The sequence below is a fragment of the Streptomyces sp. NPDC021115 genome (genome assembly GCF_044333065.1).
In the GTDB taxonomy this organism is placed as follows: domain Bacteria; phylum Actinomycetota; class Actinomycetes; order Streptomycetales; family Streptomycetaceae; genus Streptomyces.
Genome location: NZ_JBIRQF010000004.1, coordinates 154,480 through 174,392 on the forward strand (window position 1 = coordinate 154,480; position 19,913 = coordinate 174,392).

The 19,913-nt window shown below is 69.2% G+C and carries 18 protein-coding genes, 1 tRNA gene, 2 pseudogenes and 1 riboswitch; of the genes and pseudogenes, 12 read left to right on the top strand and 9 right to left on the bottom strand.

From position 1 onward, the window contains the following. Positions 1-123: 123 nt before the first annotated feature. Genes ACH4TL_RS14605 through ACH4TL_RS14615 form a run of 3 tightly spaced genes read left to right on the top strand, consistent with a single transcriptional unit; the run spans position 124 to position 3,043 of the window. Positions 124-357: a ferredoxin gene (locus ACH4TL_RS14605; RefSeq protein ID WP_398313987.1), complete on the top strand. Its 234-nt coding sequence runs from the start codon at positions 124-126 to the stop codon at positions 355-357. Further along, positions 347-1,741: an NAD(P)/FAD-dependent oxidoreductase gene (locus ACH4TL_RS14610; RefSeq protein WP_398313989.1), complete on the top strand. Its 1,395-nt coding sequence runs from the start codon at positions 347-349 to the stop codon at positions 1,739-1,741. The genes ACH4TL_RS14605 and ACH4TL_RS14610 overlap by 11 nt, the downstream gene beginning before the upstream one ends. A 54-nt stretch (positions 1,742-1,795) precedes the next feature. Continuing rightward, a complete protein-coding gene (locus ACH4TL_RS14615; RefSeq protein ID WP_398313991.1) occupies positions 1,796-3,043 on the top strand; it encodes a cytochrome P450 in 1,248 nt (415 codons plus the stop codon). On the opposite strand, the gene ACH4TL_RS14620 is transcribed toward ACH4TL_RS14615, so the two are convergent. Further along, entirely contained in the window at positions 3,040-4,524 is a 1,485-nt protein-coding gene (locus ACH4TL_RS14620; RefSeq protein ID WP_398313993.1) for an SDR family oxidoreductase, read from the bottom strand. The two genes, ACH4TL_RS14615 and ACH4TL_RS14620, sit on opposite strands and share 4 nt — an antisense overlap. Positions 4,525-4,595: 71 nt before the next feature. Continuing rightward, positions 4,596-4,767: riboswitch (TPP riboswitch) on the bottom strand. 164 nt (positions 4,768-4,931) lie between these two features. Here ACH4TL_RS14620 and ACH4TL_RS14625 point away from each other — a divergent pair. After that, positions 4,932-5,228 carry a type II toxin-antitoxin system VapB family antitoxin gene (locus ACH4TL_RS14625; protein ID WP_009716657.1) on the top strand — a complete coding sequence of 99 codons (297 nt, stop codon included), beginning with the start codon at positions 4,932-4,934 and terminating at the stop codon, positions 5,226-5,228. A 105-nt stretch (positions 5,229-5,333) separates the two neighbouring features. Next, complete coding sequence (locus ACH4TL_RS14630) at positions 5,334-6,005, top strand: LytR C-terminal domain-containing protein (RefSeq protein ID WP_398313995.1); 672 nt, start codon at positions 5,334-5,336, stop codon at positions 6,003-6,005. Positions 6,006-6,027: 22 nt separating this feature from the next. On the opposite strand, the gene upp is transcribed toward ACH4TL_RS14630, so the two are convergent. Next, positions 6,028-6,663, bottom strand: a complete 636-nt coding sequence (gene upp, locus ACH4TL_RS14635; protein ID WP_398313997.1) for a uracil phosphoribosyltransferase — start codon at positions 6,661-6,663, stop codon at positions 6,028-6,030. Positions 6,664-6,832: 169 nt separating this feature from the next. Here upp and ACH4TL_RS14640 point away from each other — a divergent pair, with 169 nt between their 5' ends. From ACH4TL_RS14640 to ACH4TL_RS14655, 4 genes are all read left to right on the top strand, one after another. Further along, on the top strand, positions 6,833-7,042 hold the full coding sequence (locus tag ACH4TL_RS14640) for a hypothetical protein (RefSeq protein ID WP_398313999.1): 210 nt from the start codon (positions 6,833-6,835) through the stop codon (positions 7,040-7,042). Between the two features lie 174 nt (positions 7,043-7,216). Further along, a complete protein-coding gene (locus ACH4TL_RS14645) occupies positions 7,217-7,753 on the top strand; it encodes a hypothetical protein (protein WP_398314001.1) in 537 nt (178 codons plus the stop codon). 40 nt (positions 7,754-7,793) lie between these two features. Beyond that, positions 7,794-8,294 (top strand): tRNA adenosine(34) deaminase TadA, encoded by a 501-nt coding sequence (tadA, locus tag ACH4TL_RS14650; RefSeq protein WP_179935340.1) that lies wholly within the window; start codon positions 7,794-7,796, stop codon positions 8,292-8,294. A gap of 59 nt (positions 8,295-8,353) precedes the next feature. Next, positions 8,354-8,440: transfer RNA gene (locus ACH4TL_RS14655), tRNA-Ser, on the top strand. Positions 8,441-8,808: 368 nt separating this feature from the next. Here ACH4TL_RS14655 and ACH4TL_RS14660 read toward each other — a convergent pair. Together ACH4TL_RS14660 and ACH4TL_RS14665 are read right to left on the bottom strand one after the other, a co-directional pair. After that, complete coding sequence (locus tag ACH4TL_RS14660) at positions 8,809-11,091, bottom strand: ATP-binding protein (protein ID WP_398314003.1); 2,283 nt, start codon at positions 11,089-11,091, stop codon at positions 8,809-8,811. 364 nt (positions 11,092-11,455) lie between these two features. Beyond that, positions 11,456-11,725 (bottom strand): DUF397 domain-containing protein, encoded by a 270-nt coding sequence (locus tag ACH4TL_RS14665; protein WP_398314005.1) that lies wholly within the window; start codon positions 11,723-11,725, stop codon positions 11,456-11,458. A 99-nt stretch (positions 11,726-11,824) separates the two neighbouring features. Here ACH4TL_RS14665 and ACH4TL_RS14670 point away from each other — a divergent pair, with 99 nt between their 5' ends. The 3 genes from ACH4TL_RS14670 (at position 11,825) to ACH4TL_RS14680 (ending at position 14,913) form a co-directional block, all read left to right on the top strand. Further along, the gene (locus ACH4TL_RS14670; RefSeq protein ID WP_398314007.1) at positions 11,825-12,421 is read left to right on the top strand and encodes a multiprotein-bridging factor 1 family protein; all 597 of its coding nucleotides are present in this window, start codon (positions 11,825-11,827) and stop codon (positions 12,419-12,421) included. A 76-nt stretch (positions 12,422-12,497) separates the two neighbouring features. Next, the gene (locus ACH4TL_RS14675) at positions 12,498-13,685 is read left to right on the top strand and encodes an NB-ARC domain-containing protein (RefSeq protein ID WP_398314009.1); all 1,188 of its coding nucleotides are present in this window, start codon (positions 12,498-12,500) and stop codon (positions 13,683-13,685) included. Positions 13,686-13,731: 46 nt separating this feature from the next. After that, a complete protein-coding gene (locus tag ACH4TL_RS14680) occupies positions 13,732-14,913 on the top strand; it encodes a tetratricopeptide repeat protein (protein ID WP_398314011.1) in 1,182 nt (393 codons plus the stop codon). Positions 14,914-15,779: 866 nt separating this feature from the next. On the opposite strand, the pseudogene ACH4TL_RS14685 reads toward ACH4TL_RS14680, so the two are convergent. The 5 genes and pseudogenes from ACH4TL_RS14685 to ACH4TL_RS14705 form a co-directional block, all read right to left on the bottom strand. After that, a pseudogene (locus tag ACH4TL_RS14685) lies at positions 15,780-16,081 on the bottom strand (transposase family protein); the annotation flags it as partial. Positions 16,082-16,211: 130 nt separating this feature from the next. After that, positions 16,212-17,093 (bottom strand): alpha/beta hydrolase family protein, encoded by an 882-nt coding sequence (locus tag ACH4TL_RS14690; protein ID WP_398314013.1) that lies wholly within the window; start codon positions 17,091-17,093, stop codon positions 16,212-16,214. Between the two features lie 835 nt (positions 17,094-17,928). After that, a complete protein-coding gene (locus ACH4TL_RS14695) occupies positions 17,929-18,150 on the bottom strand; it encodes a hypothetical protein (RefSeq protein ID WP_398314015.1) in 222 nt (73 codons plus the stop codon). Positions 18,151-18,167: 17 nt separating this feature from the next. Then, complete coding sequence (locus ACH4TL_RS14700) at positions 18,168-19,115, bottom strand: MerR family transcriptional regulator (RefSeq protein WP_398314017.1); 948 nt, start codon at positions 19,113-19,115, stop codon at positions 18,168-18,170. Positions 19,116-19,585: 470 nt separating this feature from the next. After that, positions 19,586-19,872 (bottom strand): annotated as a pseudogene (locus ACH4TL_RS14705) (IS1380 family transposase); the annotation flags it as partial. Positions 19,873-19,913: the final 41 nt, after the last annotated feature.

Genomic DNA, 19,913 nt, shown 5'->3' on the forward strand with positions numbered 1-19,913 from the left:
CCCCACCCGCCCCCGTCGCCCCATTGGCCCGGCTGTGCGCGCGGGCCCCGGGCGTCTCGCCCATGCTGGGGCAGCAGGAGGGGGTGACCCGGCGACCCGAGGCGTGCGAAGGGCAGGGCCCCGATGAGGCTTGTCGTCGATCTCAACCGCTGCCAGGGATACGCGCAGTGCGCGTTCCTCGCCCCCGACGTCTTCACCCTCCACGGCGAGGAGGCGCTGCTCTACACCCCGCACGCGGACGAGGCGCAGCGGGAGAACGTGGCGCGCGCGGCGGCCGCCTGCCCGGTCCAGGCCATCCTGGTCGAGGGCCTGGACGACGGCCTGATCGGCGACGAGGACCTGTCCCGTGTCCGTTGACGGCGCGCCGCACACCCTGCGGCGCGAGGGGCGCATCGTGATCGTGGGCGCCTCGCTGGCCGGGCTGCGGGCCGCCGAGGCGCTGCGCGAGGAGGGCTTCTCCGGATCGCTCACGATGATCGGCGACGAGCCCCATGAGCCGTACGACCGGCCGCCGCTGTCCAAGCAGGTGCTGCTGGGCAGGTCCCCCGCCGACCACACCACGCTGCCCCGGCGCCGCCCGGTGGACGCGACCTGGCGGCTCGGCGTCGCCGCCACCGGGCTGAACATGACGGCCCGGCAGGTGCGGCTGGCCGACGGCGACGAGGTCCCCTACGACCGGCTCCTGATCACCACCGGGGTGCGCGCCCGGCCCTGGCCGCACCCGCTGGAGGCCGAGCTGGACGGCGTCTTCGTGCTCCGTACCCGCGAGGACGCCGCCGCACTGCACCGCAGGCTGTCGGCCGCGCCGCGCCGGGTGCTGGTCATCGGCGCGGGCTTCACCGGCTCGGAGATCGCCTCCGCCTGCCGGGAGCGGGGCCTGCCGGTCACCGTCGCCGAACGCGGCCCCACCCCCCTGGTCGGCGCCCTCGGCGGGGTGCTGGGCGAGGTCGCCGCCGACCTCCAGCGCGCCCACGGCGTGGACCTGCGCTGCGGCGTCATGGTCACCGGTCTGGAGGGCGACGCCGCCGGACGGCTGCGGCGGGCCCATCTGTCCGACGGCACCGCCCTCGACGCCGATGTCGCGGTGATCTCCCTCGGCATCACCCGCAACACCGAATGGCTGGCCGGTTCCGGGCTCGGGGCCGGGCCGCGCGGCATCGCCTGCGACGCGGGCTGCCGCGCCTTCGACGTGACGGGCATCGTCACCGACGACATCTTCACGGCCGGGGACGTGGCCCGCTCCCCGCATCCGCTCTTCGGCTACCAGTTCCTGTCCCTGGAGCACTGGGGCAACGCGGTCGCCCAGGCCGAGATCGCCGCCCACAACATGATCAGCGCGAGCGCCGACCGCCGACCGCACGTGTGGGTCCCGGCCTTCTGGTCCTCGCAGTTCGGGGTGAACATCAAGTCGGTCGGGGTGCCGTCGCTGGGCGAGGAGGTCCTGATCGCCCAGGGGTCGCTCGCCGAGCGCCGCTTCACCGCGGTCTACGGATACCAGGGGCGCGTCATCGCCGCCGTCACCTTCGACCAGGGCAAGTGGCTGGCGTTCTACCAGCGGCTGATCGAGACCGCCGCGCCCTTCCCGCCGCCGTTCACCACCGTCGACCGCCGCGCCGAGGGGCTGCGGCCGGTCCCCGCCGACTTCCCGGACCCCACGCTGCCCACCCACGGCCCGACCGTCACGCTCAGCGGCTACTCGCCCGCCGACCGGCGCATCGCCTTCACCCCCGCGCGCGTCTGACACCTCCGCTCCCCGTCCCCGATCTCCGTCTCTGATCACCGGAAGGACTCCGCGATGGCCCACGGCCCCCTCCTACGGAAGATCACCGACTACGCCAACCGCGCCGACCCGTACCCGATCTACGCGGAACTGCGTAAGACACCCGTGGTGCACGAGGAGGACGGCCCGTACATCGTCAGCACCTACTGGGAGATCCACGCTTTGCTGCACGACCCGCGCATCAGCTCCGACGCGCGCAACCTCGATCCCCGGGCCGCGGGGGCACCGGCCGACGACGGGGCCGAGGCCGAGGAGGACGACTCCGGGCTGCCGCCCACCTTCCTCAAGCTCGACCCGCCCGAACACGACCGGCTGCGCCGCCTGGCCATGACCTCCTTCGGCCCGCCGCACACCCCGCGGCGCATCCACGCCATGCGCGGCGAGCTGTCCCGCATCGTCACCGAGCTGATCGACGAGTTCCAGGACCGGGACCGCATCGACCTCGTCGACGACTTCGCGTACCCCTTCCCGGTCACCGTCATCTGCCGACTGCTCGGCGTGCCGCGCGAGGACGAACCCCGCTTCCACGGCTGGGCCGACACCCTCGCCGCGGGCCTCGACCCCGACCCCGAGCAGGGGGCCGGGACGCGGCGCCACGCCACCCAGCAGGCACGCACCGACCTCGGCCGCTACCTCTCCGAACTGATCGAGGAACGCCGCCGCTCCCCCGGCGACGACATGCTCTCCAACCTGGCCGCCGGTCAGGGCCCGGAGGGCGAGATGACCCACGCGGAGCTGCTGAGCACCGCCGCGCTGCTGCTGGTCGCGGGCCACGAGACCACCGTCAACCTGATCACCAACGGCATGCTCGCCCTGCTCCGCAACCCCGACGTCCTGACCCGGCTGCGCGCCAAGCCGCATCTGGCCGTGCCGCTGGTCGAGGAGTTGCTGCGCTACGACCCGCCCGTCCAGCTGCTCCCCCAGCGCACCCCGCTCGCGGACATCGACATCGCCGGGGTGACGATCCCCAAGGGCGCCTCCGTCTGGCTCGTCCTGGCCTCCGGCAACCGGGACCCGCAGCGCTTCCTCGACCCCGACCGCTTCGACCCGCAGCGCCGCGACAACCAGCACCTCGGCTTCGGCAGCGGCATCCACAGCTGCTTCGGCGCCCCGCTGGCCCGGCTGGAGGCCCAGCTGGCGCTGACCGCGCTGGCCAAGCGCCTGGACAACCCCCGCCTGGTGGAAGACCCGCCGCCCTACCGCCGCAACGCCGTCCTCCGCGGCCCCCGCCACCTCCCCATCGCCCTGGACGGCCTGCACTAGGTCGCCACGGCCGAGGCCGTCGACTCGGCCTTGGCGGCGATCTTGCGGACCATCCCGCCGAACACCAGCGCGTGGAACGGCGAGACGCCCCACCAGTAGACGTGCCCGGCCAGCCCGTGCGGGTGGAAGACGGCGCGCTGGCGGAAGACCGTACGGCCCTCCGCGTCCCGGTCCACCCGCATCTCCAGCCACGCGAGACCCGGCAGCCGCATCTCGGCCCGCAGCCGCAGCAGACGCGGCGGCAGGACCTCCTCGACCCGCCAGAAGTCGAGGCTGTCCCCGACCCGCAGCCGGGCCGCGTCGCGGCGGCCGCGCCGCAGCCCGACGCCGCCCACCAGGGTGTCGATCCAGCCGCGCAGCGCCCAGGCGAGGGGGAGCGCGTACCAGCCGTTCTCGCCGCCGATCCCCTCCACCACCCGCCACACCTCCTGCGGGGAGGCGTCCACGACGCGGCGGCGGTGGTCGGTGTAGAGGGTGCCGCCCGCCCAGTCGGGGTCGGTGGGCAGCGAGTCGCTGGGGGCGCCGGGGGTGGCGGCGGAGGACCAGCGGGTGGCGACGTCGGCCTCGCGGATGCGCCGCAGGGCCAGCTCCAGGGACCGGTCCACGCCGATGGGGCCGCCCGGCGGGTCGGGTACGTAACGCCTGATGTCGTGCTCGGCGCAGACCACCTCGTGCCGCAGCGACTCCACGAGCGGCCGCGCGAGGGTGCCGGGCACGGGGGTGATCAGGCCGACCCAGAGACTGGAGAGCTTCGGGGTGAGCACCGGCACCGGCAGGATGACGCGCCGGGGCAGCCCGGCGACGGCCGCGTACCGCAGCATCATGTCCCGGTAGGTGAGGATGTCGGGGCCGCCGATGTCGAAGGCCCGGCTCACCTCGTACGGCAGCTCCGCGCAGCCGACGAGCAGCCGGAGCACATCGCGGACGGCGATCGGCTGGGTGCGGGTGCGTACCCAACGCGGGGTGACCATGACCGGTAGCCGTTCGGTCAGATAGCGCAGCATCTCGAACGACGCCGAGCCCGACCCGATGATCACCCCGGCCCGCAGCACCGCGGTCGGCACCCCGGAGTCCAGGAGCGCCCGCCCCACTTCGGCGCGGGAGCGCAGATGGGGCGAGAGGTCGCGCTCCGGGACCCCGGCCGGGGTCAGCCCACCGAGGTAGACGATCCGCCGGACCCCCGCGGCCCGCGCCCGCTCGCCGAAGACGCGCGCCGAGCGCCGGTCGGTCTCCTCGAAGCCGGGCCCGCCGCCCAGCGCGTGCACCAGGTAGTACGCGACGTCCACGCCCTCCATGGCGGCCCGGACGGACTCCTCGTCGGTGACGTCGCCCCGTACGATCTCGACCCGCCCCGCCCAGGGGTGGTCGCGCAGCTTCGCGGGGGAGCGGACCACGCAGCGCACCAGGTGCCCCGCGGTCAGCAGCTCGGGCACGAGCCTGCCGCCGATGTAACCGGTGGCCCCGGTGACCAGACAGCGCATGCGGCCATGCTTGAACGCACGGAAAGCGCCCGCAACCGGGCGCGCGGACAGCACGCGCGGAGGGCAGCACAAAACCTGCGAGGTGGGCTCCCTTCGCCGGCATTGTCCGGATCAGGTGCTGGAGGTCGCCTTCCGGTCTCCCCGACCTTCCGGCCTCTCAGCCCGGCCATCAACGAGACGCTCCGGAGAACCAAAGTCCTCTGTCCTGAACGCCTCTCCGGTCGAGCTCCCTCGCTCGCCCCGCAGGCTGTTTTTCAGGTTACTCCTGACCCTCTTGGGCGACTAGTCCCTTTTCGAGAAAATCTCACCCTTTTGCTCCGCGCGCCCCGGAGCCCCTCCCGGGCCCCCGGCCCGGCACTCCCGCGCCTTGGCTGCGCCGGAAGCCGCTTGCCCGGTAGGCTTTCCGTGTGATCTTCAAGCGCATCGGAAACGGTCGACCCTACCCCGACCACGGCCGGGAAAGCACCCGCCAGTGGGCGGACGTCGCCCCACGCCCGGTACGTCTTGACCAGCTGGTCACGACGAAGCAGCAGCTCGATCTGGAGACGCTGCTCGCGGAGGACTCGACCTTCTACGGGGACCTGTTCGCCCACGTCGTGAAGTGGGACGGCGACCTCTATCTGGAGGACGGGCTGCACCGCGCCGTGCGCGCGGCACTCCAGCAGCGCCAGGTGCTGCACGCGCGCGTCCTGGAACTCGACTGACGCCACCCCCGTGAGGGGAGCCGCGTTGGCCCTTTCGGGTTGTACCGCACACCAACCATTGATCATTTAGTAGGCATCGTCACCAGGCCGCACTACGCTGCGCATATGAGCATGCTGACCCCTCCTGGCATGGGCGGAAAGTACCGCATCACGGGCGACCGCTACCCGCGCATGCGCCGGCCCCGGAGCCGCAGGCGCCTGGTGTTCGCCGCCCTCGGCTCGGTCGTGGCGCTCGGCCTGGTCGGCTGGGGCACGCTTCAGCTCATCGACGTCTTCTCCGGTGGCGGCGGCAAGGGAGGCGACACCGTCCGGGCGGCGCGCGGCAGCGCGGACTGCAAGCGCGAGCCCGGCAAGGGCCACGACCGGGGCACCGGGTCGTCGTCCCGTACGGCGGCGAAGGAGCTGCCGAAGCCGTCCGACATCACCGTCAACGTCTACAACGCCACCGACCGCTCCGGCCTCGCGAAGGACACCGCGAAGGACCTGGAGAAGCGCGGCTTCAAGATCGGCGACGTGGGGAACGCCCCGAAGACCTACGACAAGAAGGTCAAGGCCCCGGGGATGCTCCTGGGCGCACCGGGCTCCACGGACGGCGCCTTCCAGGTGCTCTCCACCCAGCTCACCGGGGCCCAGACGAAGAACGACGGCCGCCGCGGCAAGGACATCGATCTGATCATCGGCTCGGGCTTCAAGGACCTGGTCGAGCAGCAGGACGCCGACAAGGCGCTCACCGCGCTGACCAAGCCCTCACCCCGCCCGTCCGGCTCGCCCTGCTGAGCGGGCCGGGGCCGCGCGGTGGCTAACCCGCGGTCCCGTACATCCGGTCGCCCGCGTCGCCGAGCCCCGGCACGATGTACCCGTGCTCGTTGAGCCGCTCGTCGATGGACGCGGTGACCACCGTGACGGGCGCGCCCGCCAGCTCGCGCTCCATCACCTCGACGCCCTCGGGCGCCGCCAGCAGGCACAGCGCGGTGACGTCGTCGGCGCCCCGCGATATCAGCTCGCGGATCGCCGCGACGAGCGTCCCGCCCGTCGCCAGCATCGGGTCCAGCACGTACACCTGACGGCCGGAGAGGTCGTCGGGCATCCGGGTCGCGTACGTGGACGCCTGGAGCGTCTCCTCGTCGCGGATCATGCCCAGGAAGCCCACCTCGGCCGTCGGCAGCAGCCGCACCATGCCGTCGAGCATCCCGAGACCCGCCCGCAGGATCGGCACCACCAGGGGGCGCGGATGCGAGAGCCGCACCCCGGTCGTCGCCGTCACCGGGGTCTCGATGTCGACCTGCTCGGTCCGCACATCGCGGGTGGCCTCGTACGCGAGCAGGGTCACGAGCTCGTCGGCGAGCCGCCGGAAGGTGGGGGAATCGGTGCGCTTGTCGCGCAGCGTGGTGAGTTTGTGCGCCACCAGCGGGTGGTCGACGACATGGATCCGCATGGCAACGACACTAACGGAGCCCTCCGGCCGCGGCTCCCGCCGGTAACCCCCTGGCGCGCGCCGACAGTCTGCCGCTGTACTGGCATCAAACCGCTGATTCGGGGGAAAGTGGGCAGGAGCGCCCGGGCCCGACGCCCGGACGAAAGACCTCGGCCCGAGGGGTGAGGCCATGGCCGACACCGACGACACCGACATGCTCACCGGCAGGACGATGGGCGCCGTGTCCGCGGACGAGAGCGCCGCGGACCGCCGCCGCCGTCGCGAACACTTCCTTCGCGCGCTGAACGAGGCCCGGCAGGTCCGGGACCGCGTACGGCCGCGGCTGACCCGCGCCGCCCGCATGCGCGAGGCGATACTGCTGCGCACGTTCCGCTGGTGAACCCGAACCCGGCGCACCGCCGATGGAGCGATCAGGTCGGTCCGTTTCGTTTCACGTGAGCCACATCTCTTTGGACTGGTGCACGACGCAGCGCGGAAGACCTCTCGCGAAGCGACGGTTTCTGCCACGATTCCGATTGGGGCGGGACACTGTCCCGCCCGCCCCGGCACGCCTATGACCAGTGGGAGAGTCACGGTGTACTTCGCCGCATTGCTCGCGCGCACCGCAGAAGGGTGGGAAGCGAGCGACACAGAGCTCGATGACGTGGAGACTCTGACCGATTTGATCGATCTGGCTCGTGGGGCCGCCAAGGACGACGACACGGTTCTGGCCTTCATCGAGCACGAAGACGCGTGGTTCGGCGTCGTCCGCGTGGACGGCGAGGACGACCCGCACATCTACGTATCGGACGCGGCCGCGGCCGCCCGCACCTCGTACGGCTCGATGCTCACCGACGAGCTGCTCGGCCGGGACCCCGAGGACGACCTGGACAGCCTCGTCGACCTGGACGGCACCGAGGACGGCGAACCCGACCAGGACGACGACGCCGACCCCGACGCCCCCGTCCCGGTCGGCCCGCTCGGGGACGGCGACATCCTGACCGACCTCGGCATGGAGGAGAAGGAGCTGAAGGCCCTCGACGGGGACGCGCTCGAATCGATCGCCGACATGCTGGGGTGCAGCATGGAGGGCCTGGAGGCGGTGCGCTGATCACCGTCCCAGGCGCGCCGACCGCCGTCACACTGGTGACATGACCGATCCGCTGACCGGCATCCTGCCCGGACCCGACCCCGACCCCCTGCGTGACCCCTGGCGCGCCCCGATGCGCCTCGCGCTGGAGGAGGCCGTACGGGCACCCGAGACGGGAGACGTACCGGTCGGCGCCGTCGTGCTCGGCCCGGACGGCACGGTGCTCGGCCGCGGCCGCAACGAGCGCGAGGCCCACGGCGACCCCACAGCTCACGCCGAGGTCCTCGCCCTCCGCGCCGCGGCCCGCCGCCTCGGCGGCTGGCGGCTCACGGGGTGCACCCTGGTGGTCACCCTGGAGCCGTGCGCCATGTGCGCGGGCGCCATCGTGCTGTCCCGGCTCGACCGGGTGGTCTACGGCGCGGTCGACGAGAAGGCGGGCGCCGTCGGCTCCCTCTGGGACATCGTCCGCGACCGCCGCCTCAACCACCGCCCCGAGGTCATCCACGACGTCCTCCCCGACGAGTGCGCGGCCCCCCTCACCGCCTTCTTCCGCACCCCCTGATCCGCCCCCGCCCGGAACCGATTTTCGATCTCGGCCCTTCGTCCGCTAGGCTCTGCCTCGGTAGCGTGTCCGAGCGGCCGAAGGAGCGCGCCTCGAAAGCGCGTGAGGGGGCAACTCCTCCGTGGGTTCAAATCCCACCGCTACCGCTCTTACGCCCCTCTGACCTGCGGAAACGCAGGCAGAGGGGCGTTTTGCGTGTGGACACGTCCACCAGTTGTGTGGACGTGTCCCGGCACGTGAGCCCACATAACCCAGCTGACCTGCCGAAACGGCTGTCGATGACGGGGCCTTCCGTGGGATCCGGCCCCGCCGGTCCCACCGCAGGTGTCTTCTCCGAAGCCTGACCGCAAGCGGGGCCCATCAGATTTAATCGGCAGCGCGTGCACTTGCCCAAGATCACGGTGGCCGAGTTCGCTAGGACCGAACCTGTGATGCATACCGCGATAACGCGGTCGTCCCGGCCGACGCCGTCGACCGCGAATCTGGGGGTCTGAGGCGGGGGCGAGGAGAAGAGTCAGGGGCCGGGCGGGCTGTCGGATTGGCGGTTGAGTGTGCGGAGGCGGTCGCGGGTGCACACGCTTTGGGGGTCTTCGAAGTCTGCCAGCAGTTCGAAGGCCTCGGCCCGGCAGGTGGTGGCCCGCTCAGATTGGCCGGTGTCGTGGTAGGCGTCGGCGAGGTGGTCGAGAACGTGGGCGAGGTTCCAGGGGGCGTGGGGCTGGCGGTGGATGCGGACGGCCAAGAGGTAGAAGTCGATGGCTTCGGTATGCCGTCCGAGGGCGTGCATGGTCTGGCCGATGCCGTCGTAGGCGACGGCCTCGTCGGCGCGGCTGCGGCGGGCGCGTTGGATGGTCACGCATCGCCAGTAGGCCTCCAGTGCGGTGGTGTGAAAGCCCAAGGCCCGGCACGTCTCGGCGAGTTCGAGGTGTGCGTCGTAGTCCAGGGTGGGGAAGTCGATGGTCTGCGCGATGTCGAGGGCAGCCTGCACGTGGGGAGTGGCCTGGTTCGGTCGTCCGGCTTCGCGGTGGGCACGCGCGAGAAGCAGCAGCGGGCTGATGCGAAGGCGCCGGTCGGTACCCAGTGCCTGGTGAAGATCGATGGACTGTTCAGCGAGTTGTGCAGCTTGTTCAAGGTGGCCGAGGTGGAGGCTGGTGCGGGCGAGGTTGCCCAGCAGCACCGCCGTCCATTTGCGGTCGTCGCTGTTTTGGGCGAGGGCTAGTGCCTGCTCGCAGCAGGCGTGGGCTTCAACAGGCCGGTGCCGTTCGAGGTGGACGAAGCCCAGGGCGGTGATCGCGTCGGCCATGGCGGGGGTATCGGCTTGAGCGGTGAGGCTGGTTAGGGCGGCCTGGAGGTGTGCGGCAGCTTCATCGAACTTGCGTCCGACGACGCAGGCGACACCGAGGCTCTGGCGGAGAGTTGCTTGGGCTTTCTCGTTTTGCAGGCGCTGGGCGGCTTGCAGGCCGAGGAGGCTCATGGCCTGCCAGTCGTCGAGGGGGCTGCGGGCCACGTGCAGGCCATAGAGGGTGGCGGGCAGTTGCCAGGCGATTTCGTCCAGACCGGCCTCGGTGGCCGCACGGGCGGTGCTGAGCAGGTTGGCCTGTTCCGTCCGGTACCAGAGCATGGCGGTGTCGTGCTCTTCGAACGTCAGAGGGTGGATGCCGTCGGCCGGGGGCTGAGTGAGGACTGGGGGGTAGAAGCTCTGTACGGCGCGGGTGGCGGCGTCGGCGGTGTGGAGGTACCAGGTGGCGATGCGTTCGATGGCCGCGGTGCGGTCCTGTAGGGCTTCGTCCTGGTGGGCCTGTGTGGTGGCGTAGGCGCGGAGTAGGTCGTGGAATTGGTAGCGGTCCGGGCCGGTCTGTTCTAGGAGGTGGGCGCCGACCAGGGTGTCCAGCAGGCCCCGCAGACGAGGGAGGGGTTCTTGGGTGAGGGCTGCGGCGGCCAGAATGCCGAACTCGGGTCCGGGGTGGAGTCCGAGCAGGCGGAAGGTTCTGGCGACGGGGGGCGGCAGGGCTCGGTAGGACCAGGCGAACACGCTGCGTACGGCGTCGGCTTCTTCTCCGTCCTCGGTGGACAGGGCGTCCCACAGTGAGGATTCCTGGCGCAGGTCGTTTATGAGTTCGGGCAGCGGCATCCATGGGCGGGCGGCGGCGCGTTCTGCGGCGATGCGTAACGCCAGGGGCAGGTGCGCGCACAGTCGGGCGAGTTCGGTCCTCTGCGTTCGAGCATCACCGGTGCGGTGCTCGGCGGTGGCGGCGGTGACCAGTTCCACGGACTCGGCCTCGCTGAGCATGCCCAGGGTCAGGCGGTGGGCGCCGTCGCGGGCGGCAAGGGCGGTGAGACGGTTGCGGCTGGTGATGAGCAGAAGGCACTGGGCGTTGCCGGGCGTCAGAGGGCGGACCTGTGCAGCGGTGGCGGCATTGTCGAGTATCACCAGGATCCGTTTGTCCGCCAGCAGTGAGCGGTACAGGTCGGCTCTGGCTTCCAGGTCCGCGGGGATCGCCTGCGGGGGCATGTCCAGGGCGCGCAGGAAGCGGTCCAACGCGGCCTGGGGACCCATCAGAGGTCCGGCGTCGTAGCCGCGCAGGTTCACGAACAGCTGGCCGTCGGGGAATCGGTCACGCAGCCGGTGGGCCCAGTGGACGGCGAGGGCGGTCTTACCCGCTCCCGCTGTCCCAGCGATGATGATCGTCGCGGCTTGTTCGGGCCGGTTCTCCTCCGTCAGCGCGTCCAGGCGGCCGAGTTCTCGTGTCCGTCCGATAAAGCCGTGCACATCGGCCGGTAGTTGCCGCGGGACGGGCACGGCCGGCAGTGGGGGTAGGTTCGAGGCGTGGAAGTGCACCCCACCGTGCACATCCCTGGCCTGGACCACATCGCGCGCCGCACCCGACACACGCGAGTGAGTCCCCCCGGACACCGGTCCGTGCGCAGGCGGCTCTTCCCCCATGTTGCCCCTCCGGTATCAGCGGCTCCCGTCGAGCAGCCCTTTGGGCACTTTACGTTCGCCACCAGTACCTCTTGAAGACGGGACGTCGCCGGCGCTGAGTGAACGAGCCATGGAAGCAACCACGAACGGTCGTGTCCGCGATCCCGGCGGGAGACAAAGAGGAGAGGGCTGGCATGCCTGGCGGGGCTTCTCCAGGCATGCCAGCTCTTTCTCACCCCTTTTAGCGCTGCGGGATGTTGAATTCCCCGTTCCAGGCGCCGAGCAGGAAGGCTTCCCACTCGGCGTGGTCGAACGTCAGTTCCGGAACATCCAGGAAACGGTTGTTCCGAACGCGAACGCTGTCACCCACGAAGCGGACTTCGACGCAAGTGGAGCTGGTCGGCTGGCTGAAGCTGCTCTTGAACCAGTCGGCGTCGTCCTGGGGGAACGTCAGGCTGACCATCATCTTGGGGTCTCCTCCCGTTCGGGCCGCGCCCTTGTCGGCGGCCACGGGGATAAGCACACCGTTGAGGGGTAACCTGAGGTCAGGCTGAGCCGTTGTCATTCATGGTTCACTCATGACTTACGTCCGGCATTGCAGGGGGCTTGCATGGGCGAGCGCGACGAAACGCGCCACAGCAGGGACGGAGAATTAGCCCGCGAACAACTGTGCGGGAAATCCGTCCCTGAACCCGGAAGCCGGACCGATCTTGACCGGCAGCACAAACCTCAGGCTGAGGAAGCGGATGCGGCACTGCCCGGGGACAGGGATGCAGTAGCGCTGGCCGGAGCGGCCTTCGCCGCCGAACTCGCCCACCGAAGGCTCACCCAAGGCCTGTCACAGCAGAAGCTGGCCAGATCAATGGGCTTCCACCCCTCCTACATCAGCCACCTCGAGTCCTGCCGCCACGCCCCCACCGAGGATGTCGCGCGCCTGGCTGAACAGATCCTGGACGCGGGCCAAGCCATCTGGGACCGCTGGCTGGACTACACCGCCGCCCGCGCCCTCGCACGACCACCCCGCCCCATACCTCCGCCTCGATCAACAGCGACGCCGATCGAGGGCCAGGCCGCCGCGCCAGACTCTGGTGGCCTGGCCCCGGCAGAAGGCGACGACCAGGGCAACGCTGAACGACAAGGGATGGACCTGCGCGGCGCCAAAGGCATCCAGTTCGGCGACAACAGCACTCAGCACAACCACTTCTGACGTGCAGACCCGCCCGGCCAGCAACTTGAGACGGGCGCGGCTGGCCGACAGCCGGGGTAAGGCAAAGGAGCCGCGTATGGACCTGCGAGGCGCCAAAGGTGTACAGACCGGCCCAGGGTCCCACCAGTACAACTACTTCTCATCCACCGCACCGGTCTCCTGGCCGGTACGAGTGGGCGCGGTGCCCACGCTGGCCTCCGCCTTCCAGCCCCGCATCGCCCTGAGACAAGCCGTGGACACCGCACGGGCCGACCACACCACCGTCGTCCTGACCCAAGTCCTCACCGGCGGCGGCGGAGTCGGCAAAACCCAGCTCGCAGCCTCCTACGCCGCGCAAGCCCTCGCCGACCGCACCGACCTGGTGATCTGGGCGAACGCCATCGAAACAGAACAGGTTGTCGACCTCTACGCCCAAGCCGCACGACGCCTCCAGGCCCCCGGCGCGACGGGGGAAGACGCGGAAACGGATGCACGAGCGTTGCTGGACTGGCTGGCCACCACCCCCCGCACCTGGCTGATCGTCCTCGACGACATCACCGACCCCAAGAGCCTCAGCCCTTGGTGGCCCGTCCCTTCCCCTAATGGCAGCGGCCACGTCCTGGCCACCACCCGACGCCGCGAAGCAGCCATGTCCGGGGGCGGCCGCACCGTGATCGAAGTCGACACCTATACCCCTGCCGAAGCTGATGCGTATCTGAAGATGAGGCTTACCGCAGCCGATGCGGCCCACCTCCTCGACACACGGACCAGCGACGTGGCCGACGAACTGGGACGCCTGCCACTCGCCCTGTCCCACGCCGCGGCATACATGATCAACGAAGACGTCTCCTGTACCGATTACCTGCAACGCTTCGCTGACCACCAGTCCCGCCTGACCGACCTGCTCCCCGAAGAGGCCGATACCGAAGGCTACGGACGACAGGTGACCACAGCTCTGCTCCTGGCCTTGGATGCCGCCCAGCAGTGCAAACCTCTCGGCCTAGCGGTGCCCGCAATGCGACTGGTCGCCTACCTCGACCCCGCCGGCCACCCCCAAACCCTCTGGGCCACCACGCCCGTCATCAACTACCTGACCGCGCACCGCATACCGCACCCGAAATACCAACCAAGCTCAAGACCACAGCGAACAGGACCAAGAGGTCAGCCCAGACCAGGCCCGCGCAGTCCTACGCCTCCTCCACCGCTATGCCCTGATCACCTGCAATCCGGCCAACGGCCCCCGGGCCGTACGCATTCACGCCCTCACAGCCCGCGCCACCCGTGAGGCCACCCCCATACACCTCCCCCTCACAACCGCCCTAGCAGACGCGTTGTACGAAGCCTGGCCAGAGAGCCACCTCGACCACACGGATCCGGAACTGTGCGCGGCTCTGAGAGCGAACACCGACACCCTGGCTGCCCACAGCGGAGACCACCTGTGGCAGACCGAAACCCCAGAGGCACTTGTCCGAGTAGGCGCAAACCTGACCAACACAGGTCTGTACGCTGCCGCAATCGCCCACTGGAAGCGCCTATCCGTCGATGCTGAGCGGATTCTCGGCCCCGAACACCCCGACACCCTCACCACCTGGAACAACCTGGCCCTCACCTATCAAAGGGCTGACCGTACCAACGACGCCACCACCATCCACGAACGCCTCACCACCGACTACGAACGCATCCTCGGCCCCGAACACCCCGACACCCTCCATTCGTGGGGTGGCCTAGCCGACTCCTACCTGAACGCGGGTCGATACAACGACGCCACCACCATCCGCGAACGCCTCACCACCGACTACGAACGCATCCTCGGCCCCAAACACCCCAACACCCTCACCGCCTGGAACAACCTGGCCAACTCCTACGAGCAGGCAGGCCGCAACCGCGACGCCATCACCATCCACGAACGCGTCACCACCGACTACGAACGCATCCTCGGCCCCAAACACCCCAACACCCTCACCGCCTGGAACAACCTGGCCAACTCCTACCTACAAGCGGGCCGCACCAACGACGCTATCCCCATCCAGGAGCGCGTCACCGCAGACTGCGAACGCATTCTCGGCCCCAAACACCCCAACACCCTCACCGCCTGGAACAACCTGGCCAACTCCTACCTACAAGCGGGCCGCACCAACGACGCCACCACCATCCACGAACACATCACCACCGACCGCGAACGCATTCTCGGCCCCGAACACCCCGACACCCTCACCGCCTGGAACCACCTAGCCAACTCCTACAGACAGGCGGGCCGCACCAACGACGCTATCTCCATCCACGAACGCGTCGCCGCAGACCGCGAACGCATCCTCGGCCCCAAACACCCCGACACCCTCACGGTCTGGAACAACCTGGCCCTCTCTTACAAACAGGCAGAACACACCAGTAAGGCATTGAGCCTGATGAAGAAGGTCGTTGCCCAGCGCAAGCGACTGCTCGGCCCACAGCATCCCGAAACCATCAAGTCAGTGGAATCGCTACAAGAGTGGATGCACAAGCCGCCGCCTTAACCATCCAGTCACAAAACAATACTCTTGGCCCTGTACCCGACGTAGATGAGCGTCAAGTACTTCGCCATGCTTGTACCGGTGAGATCCCGCTCGACCGTCACTGCGTACGTTCGAGAATGGGGTAGATAAGAACGGCACAGGCCCTCGTTCCCATGGCACCATCCGCCGTCCAGGCGCGCCCTTTCCGTCCACTTGAATGAGCACGTCGCGGCAATAGCTACTCCGTTGCCTTCTCGTCGAGTACTACTGGGACCTGTCAGGGGAGCCAACACGCGGGGAGTGGCTTCCGGCCAGGCCCGGTGTCCTCGCTGCGCCCACCGCACACCGACTCGCATGTCCTTGGCGGTGATCGCGTTCCGCAGCACCTCAGCAGTACGGACAGCGGTATCGTCCACACCGCAACTTGTCACTCTCTGTCCATTCCTCAATCATTGGCTTGCGCGTGGCCGAGCTAGGGCGCGCCAGAGCACGGAGCGCCAAACGCGACTCTCCACCTCGCTGCCGGGACGTGCCCTCATAGCCCTCGAGAAGCCGTGTGGACACGTCCACACCGACCCCGGACGCAACCGGGTTGAGCAGCATCCAGGAGGATCGAAGAGGGACCCTTTGTCCCGATCTCCAGAAAAACCGCAGGTGAAACGGGTCACGTGGATGGGTTCAAATCCCACCGCTACCGCTCTTACGCCCCTCTGACCTGCGGAAACGCAGGCAGAGGGGTGTTTTGCGTGTGGACACGTCCACCAGTTGTGTGGACGTGTCCCGGCACGTGAGCCCACATAACCCAGCTGACCTGCCGAAACGGCTGTCGCTGACGGGGCCTTCCGTGGGATCCGGCCCCGCGGCAAGCCCCTCCGTACACAGACGTTTCGGCAGTAGCGGAGGATCTTCCAGGCCTTGATGCGGGCGAAGACGTGCTCGACGCGGGCGCTCCCGTACCTTGCAGCCGCTGCGTTGCCCGCGACGGGCTGGCCTTCTTGGACTGCTCAGCGACCGTATGGTCACGCGTGGGCACCAGGGTGCCGTCCACGATCAGCACCGTGTCGCGCCGGTACCGGCGCCGGTGTTGCAGCGCCAGGCGCGGACTGATGTCGTCGATGATTCGGCCCGCGGCGGACTTCGCGACACCGAACAGCGGCGCCAGCTGCCGCAAGGTCAAGTTCGTGCGCCAGGCACACGGCCGCTAGCGGCAGCTGGTCCGTCAGCGGACGGCTCCGACGCCGTGGTCACACCAGCCCCATCCGGAGCATCCCAGCTCGCCGGTTGGCCTGCGGACTCCCGAGGGCCGGTGCAGCGCGTCCTCACGGCTGCCGGAATACGACCTCGGGATGCGCGGCAGTCGGACCGGTGAGGATCGGCTGCGGAATGTCCCGCAGGTGAAGGTCGAAGAATGCGGTCACATAGTCGCGGGTTATGTCCCAACCTCGTTCCCCGGAGAGCGGCACGGCGGGATCCGACAGGCCCAACTGGCCGGCGAGATAAGGCACGTCCGTGAAGGAGAAATGCCCGGCGCCGGTCACCGTCAGCCAGCGTTTCCAGCCGCTCAGGTGCTTCCATGCCTCAGGCCAGTCGGTGTCCTTGCTGTCGGGGCTGTGCGTGGACTCGGCGCCGAGTATGAGGAATGGACGTCGGCCGAGCCCCGAAGCAGCAGGGTTCAGGAAGAAGTCACCGTCCAGGTCAACCCCGGCACGCACGCGACGGTCGGCGGCCATGGTTGCCGCGGCGGCCGCGCCCCCGATCGAATGCCCCGCGATTCCGATCCGGCTCGGGTCGATCGCGCGGGACAGCGCCCCCGCCTGTCGGGCCTTCGTCAGCTCGTCGATCACGAAGGACATGTCCTTGGCCCGGCCGCGCGCGAGGGCTGCCTTCTCCTCGGACGTTTCGACCTGCCCGCAGGCCACACAGGTCAGCATTCGGCCCCCAGGAAAGGCCGTACCAACGGATTCGTATGCGTGGTCCACGGAGGCAACGACGTAGCCGCGACTCGCGAGATCATCGGCGACCGACGTGAGTGTGGTGCGCGGCATCGAGAATCCCGGAGAAAGCAGCACCAAGGGGAAACGCCCCGGCGCCGGGAGAACACTTTCCTCAGCGTGAGTACGCGCCCCTGCAACCGTTGCGGCAGGCACCACTCCGCCGAGACCTCGGGCCTCCAGCAGGAGCTGCGCCTCGTCATCGGTCATGTATGCCGCTGGCGAACCGCCCGCCCCACGCGACGGATAGGACACCGACACCATCAGCTCCCGGTTCCCCGCCCTTGGCACCCACGGGTCAGTGCGGTCCCTGTCGACCAAGTGCAGGGCGCGGCGGCCCACCATGTACGGACCGGTGGGAAGCGGCAACGCCAACCCGCTCGCGTACGGAACCCGGGAGGGAGGAGTCTGCACGCCCTGGGCGGAGGCGGGGCGGTGCGGCGTCCAGGAGCGGGGCGGACAGGGCGAGGGTGAGCAGGCTGGCTGCAACGGCTCTTCGACGTCTGGTGGTCATACAGTCGACGCTAGACCTCCGATTGCCTCCAACACGTCGCTCTACAGGCCTACTTGAGCTACCTCTGTGGTCGGATCTTGTTCAGGCCAGGTTTCCCGACAGCGTGAGAGCGGATCCGCTGCTTCGGAGACGGCCGGTCAACGTTCGATGCGATCGGTCAACCTTCAGTGAGACGAGACACCTCGAGACCGCTCTCGGAACCCCGCCCGCACGGCCTACACATTCCGTCACCCGGGGAGCCGTACTTCGTCGGTTCCCCGAGTGCTGGGCAAGCCGTTCGTAGTCCCGGGCATGCCGACGGGCATGCATCATCCACGCAAGACTGCGTCCGACGACCCAGGGCGCCCCGTCTCTGGCCGGGCGCCCCTCCTGGTGGTCAGGACGAGACGACGAGATCGAGGGTGGATTCGATGGAGTTGAGCTGGGCGCCTCCAGCGAAGCCGGACATCCGCCGCGCCACGTTCCCGGCTCCGCGGTGAACGGGTGGATCTTGCCGTGCTCGATGCTCCCCTCACGTAGGCAGCCCAACCATCAGCTCGTGCGCCTGACAGCCTTCGCTTGCCCGCGCGCCCAGCCCGCAAGGCCCGCGCCGATGGCCGCGGCGACAACGTGGACGGTGATGCCGACCGCGAATCCGCCTGGCAGCCAACCGAGCAGGCCGGCGTTGTCGTGGTCGACGAGCTGGCGGATCGCTCCCTGCCCCCCGAGGACGAGGAGAGCCATACCGAGGATTTGAAGGATGTCGTACTTCACGTGATGCCCTCCCGTGCTCAAGACGTCGCTGCCACGGCAGAAGAACCGTGGAGGGCGGTGGTGAACCAGGTGTACACGGGGGCGAGAGTCGGGGATGTGGGCCAGCCGTTGATCGTCGCCAGGAGCTGCCAGTAGCGCGCGGCGCATGGATCGGTGGTCATCTGCAGGCGGGCTAGGAGCCAGCGGCGCAGATCGCCGTCGCCGGCTCGCTCGAACGCGTGGCCGTAGAGGCTGCCCAGTGAGTCGGCGAGGGGTGCTTGGGCGGAGGCCGGAAGGAGGCCGACGGATACGGCTTCGTCGATTCGTTCGCGCATCGCTTGGTTGAGACCGTCGTGCAGACTGCCGACGTCCTGCGGGGAAGGGTCTTCCGCCTGCTCCTCGGCGATGTGCCGCACCACCGTACGGAAGTCCGCGTCCTGGCACAGTTCGGCGAGTTCCACCCAGGCCCCCACCTGATCAGGGGATGGGTCGTCGGGCAGCTCGGGCATGGCGGATCGCATCAGGGTCACGAACTCGGGGTTGGCATCGAGGTCCCTGAAGGTGTCGTCGATGAAGTCGGCTACCAGTCGGCGCCGTTCGGCCTGGGAGAGCGTGGCGAGTCGGTGCATGAGGTCCATCTCCATGGGGGTGGGGCCGCGTCTGGCGACTGCGCGCAGCACTGCCCGGCGCAGGCGGAGCGTTCGGATCTGCACGTCCAAGGCGTTGGCATGTGCTTCCGCGACTTCCGGTATGGACGCCTCCCGGTCCAGCACCTTGCGCACGGTCGCCAGGTCGAGCCCGAGATCGCGCAGCGTGCGGACCAGGTCCAGGCGCGCGAGCGCGTCGGGGCCGTAGAGCCGGTAGCCTGCCGGGCTCCGGCCGGTCGGCGGGACGATGCCCTGGTCGGAGTAGAACCGGATGGTCTTCACCGTCAGGCCGGTTCGGCGGGATAATTCTCCGATGGAATAGAGGCCGTCGCTGTCCATACAGCTCAGCTTGAGGTCTCCCCCCACAGGAGACTCAACCAATGCCGGACATTGCCGCAGAGGCTCCTCGCGTGATGCGGCCTCAGCACCCTCCGGTCGCGCAGCTCTCCCTCGCCTCATCGATCAACGGAGTGTGTGGACACGTCCACACCAACCCGGGATACAACCGGATTCAGCAGCACCCAGGAGGACCGAAGAGGGATACTTTGTCCCGATCTCTAGAAAAACCGCAGGTGAAACGGGTCACGTGGATAGGTTCAAATCCCACCGCTACCGCTCGAATCACCCCCCTGAACTGCGGAAACGCAGGGCAGGGGGGTGTTTTGCGTGTGGACACGTCCACCAATTGTGTGGACGCATCTCGGCACGTGAGCCCACACAACCCAGCTGACCTGCCGATACGGCCGTCGATGACGGAGCATTCTGTGGGATCCGGCCCCGCGGGTCCCACAGCAAGCCCGGCAGACCCGCTGTGCTGATGTCGCGCATGAACGGTCCCGGGCGGTGGCTCTGGCCGAGCGCAGGCGCGGGAGTGCAGCCGAATCGATGCCGGCCAGCAGACGCCAGGCGGTCGGAGTGGCGGCGACAGGGCCGAAAACCTCGTCCTGGTCGCGCAGCAGGGCCAGGTCCGCTATCGCCTCGCCGCCGTCGGCGAGCATGATCGCGAGATCTACCTCGATCCAGCCGGGTCGTGCCCGGTGCCACGCGGTCGCAGTGCGTCCGTGAAGGCGCTGGTCAGGCTGGTGACATCGGAGAGTGCGCACCGAGGGACAGAGCAATGCCCGTGCAACCACAGGG

Excerpts from the sequence above, each read along its gene's own strand:
- upp (WP_398313997.1), bottom strand. The coding sequence starts at position 6,663 with ATGCGGATCCATGTCGTCGACCACCCGCTGGTGGCGCACAAACTCACC.
- ACH4TL_RS14690 (WP_398314013.1), bottom strand. The coding sequence starts at position 17,093 with ATGACCGATGACGAGGCGCAGCTCCTGCTGGAGGCCCGAGGTCTCGGC.
- ACH4TL_RS14620 (WP_398313993.1), bottom strand. The coding sequence starts at position 4,524 with ATGCGCTGTCTGGTCACCGGGGCCACCGGTTACATCGGCGGCAGGCTC.
- ACH4TL_RS14630 (WP_398313995.1), top strand. The coding sequence starts at position 5,334 with ATGAGCATGCTGACCCCTCCTGGCATGGGCGGAAAGTACCGCATCACG.
- ACH4TL_RS14675 (WP_398314009.1), top strand. The coding sequence starts at position 12,498 with ATGGACCTGCGAGGCGCCAAAGGTGTACAGACCGGCCCAGGGTCCCAC.
- ACH4TL_RS14615 (WP_398313991.1), top strand. The coding sequence starts at position 1,796 with ATGGCCCACGGCCCCCTCCTACGGAAGATCACCGACTACGCCAACCGC.
- ACH4TL_RS14640 (WP_398313999.1), top strand. The coding sequence starts at position 6,833 with ATGGCCGACACCGACGACACCGACATGCTCACCGGCAGGACGATGGGC.
- tadA (WP_179935340.1), top strand. The coding sequence starts at position 7,794 with ATGACCGATCCGCTGACCGGCATCCTGCCCGGACCCGACCCCGACCCC.
- ACH4TL_RS14700 (WP_398314017.1), bottom strand. The coding sequence starts at position 19,115 with ATGGACAGCGACGGCCTCTATTCCATCGGAGAATTATCCCGCCGAACC.
- ACH4TL_RS14605 (WP_398313987.1), top strand. The coding sequence starts at position 124 with ATGAGGCTTGTCGTCGATCTCAACCGCTGCCAGGGATACGCGCAGTGC.
- ACH4TL_RS14645 (WP_398314001.1), top strand. The coding sequence starts at position 7,217 with ATGACCAGTGGGAGAGTCACGGTGTACTTCGCCGCATTGCTCGCGCGC.
- ACH4TL_RS14670 (WP_398314007.1), top strand. The coding sequence starts at position 11,825 with ATGGGCGAGCGCGACGAAACGCGCCACAGCAGGGACGGAGAATTAGCC.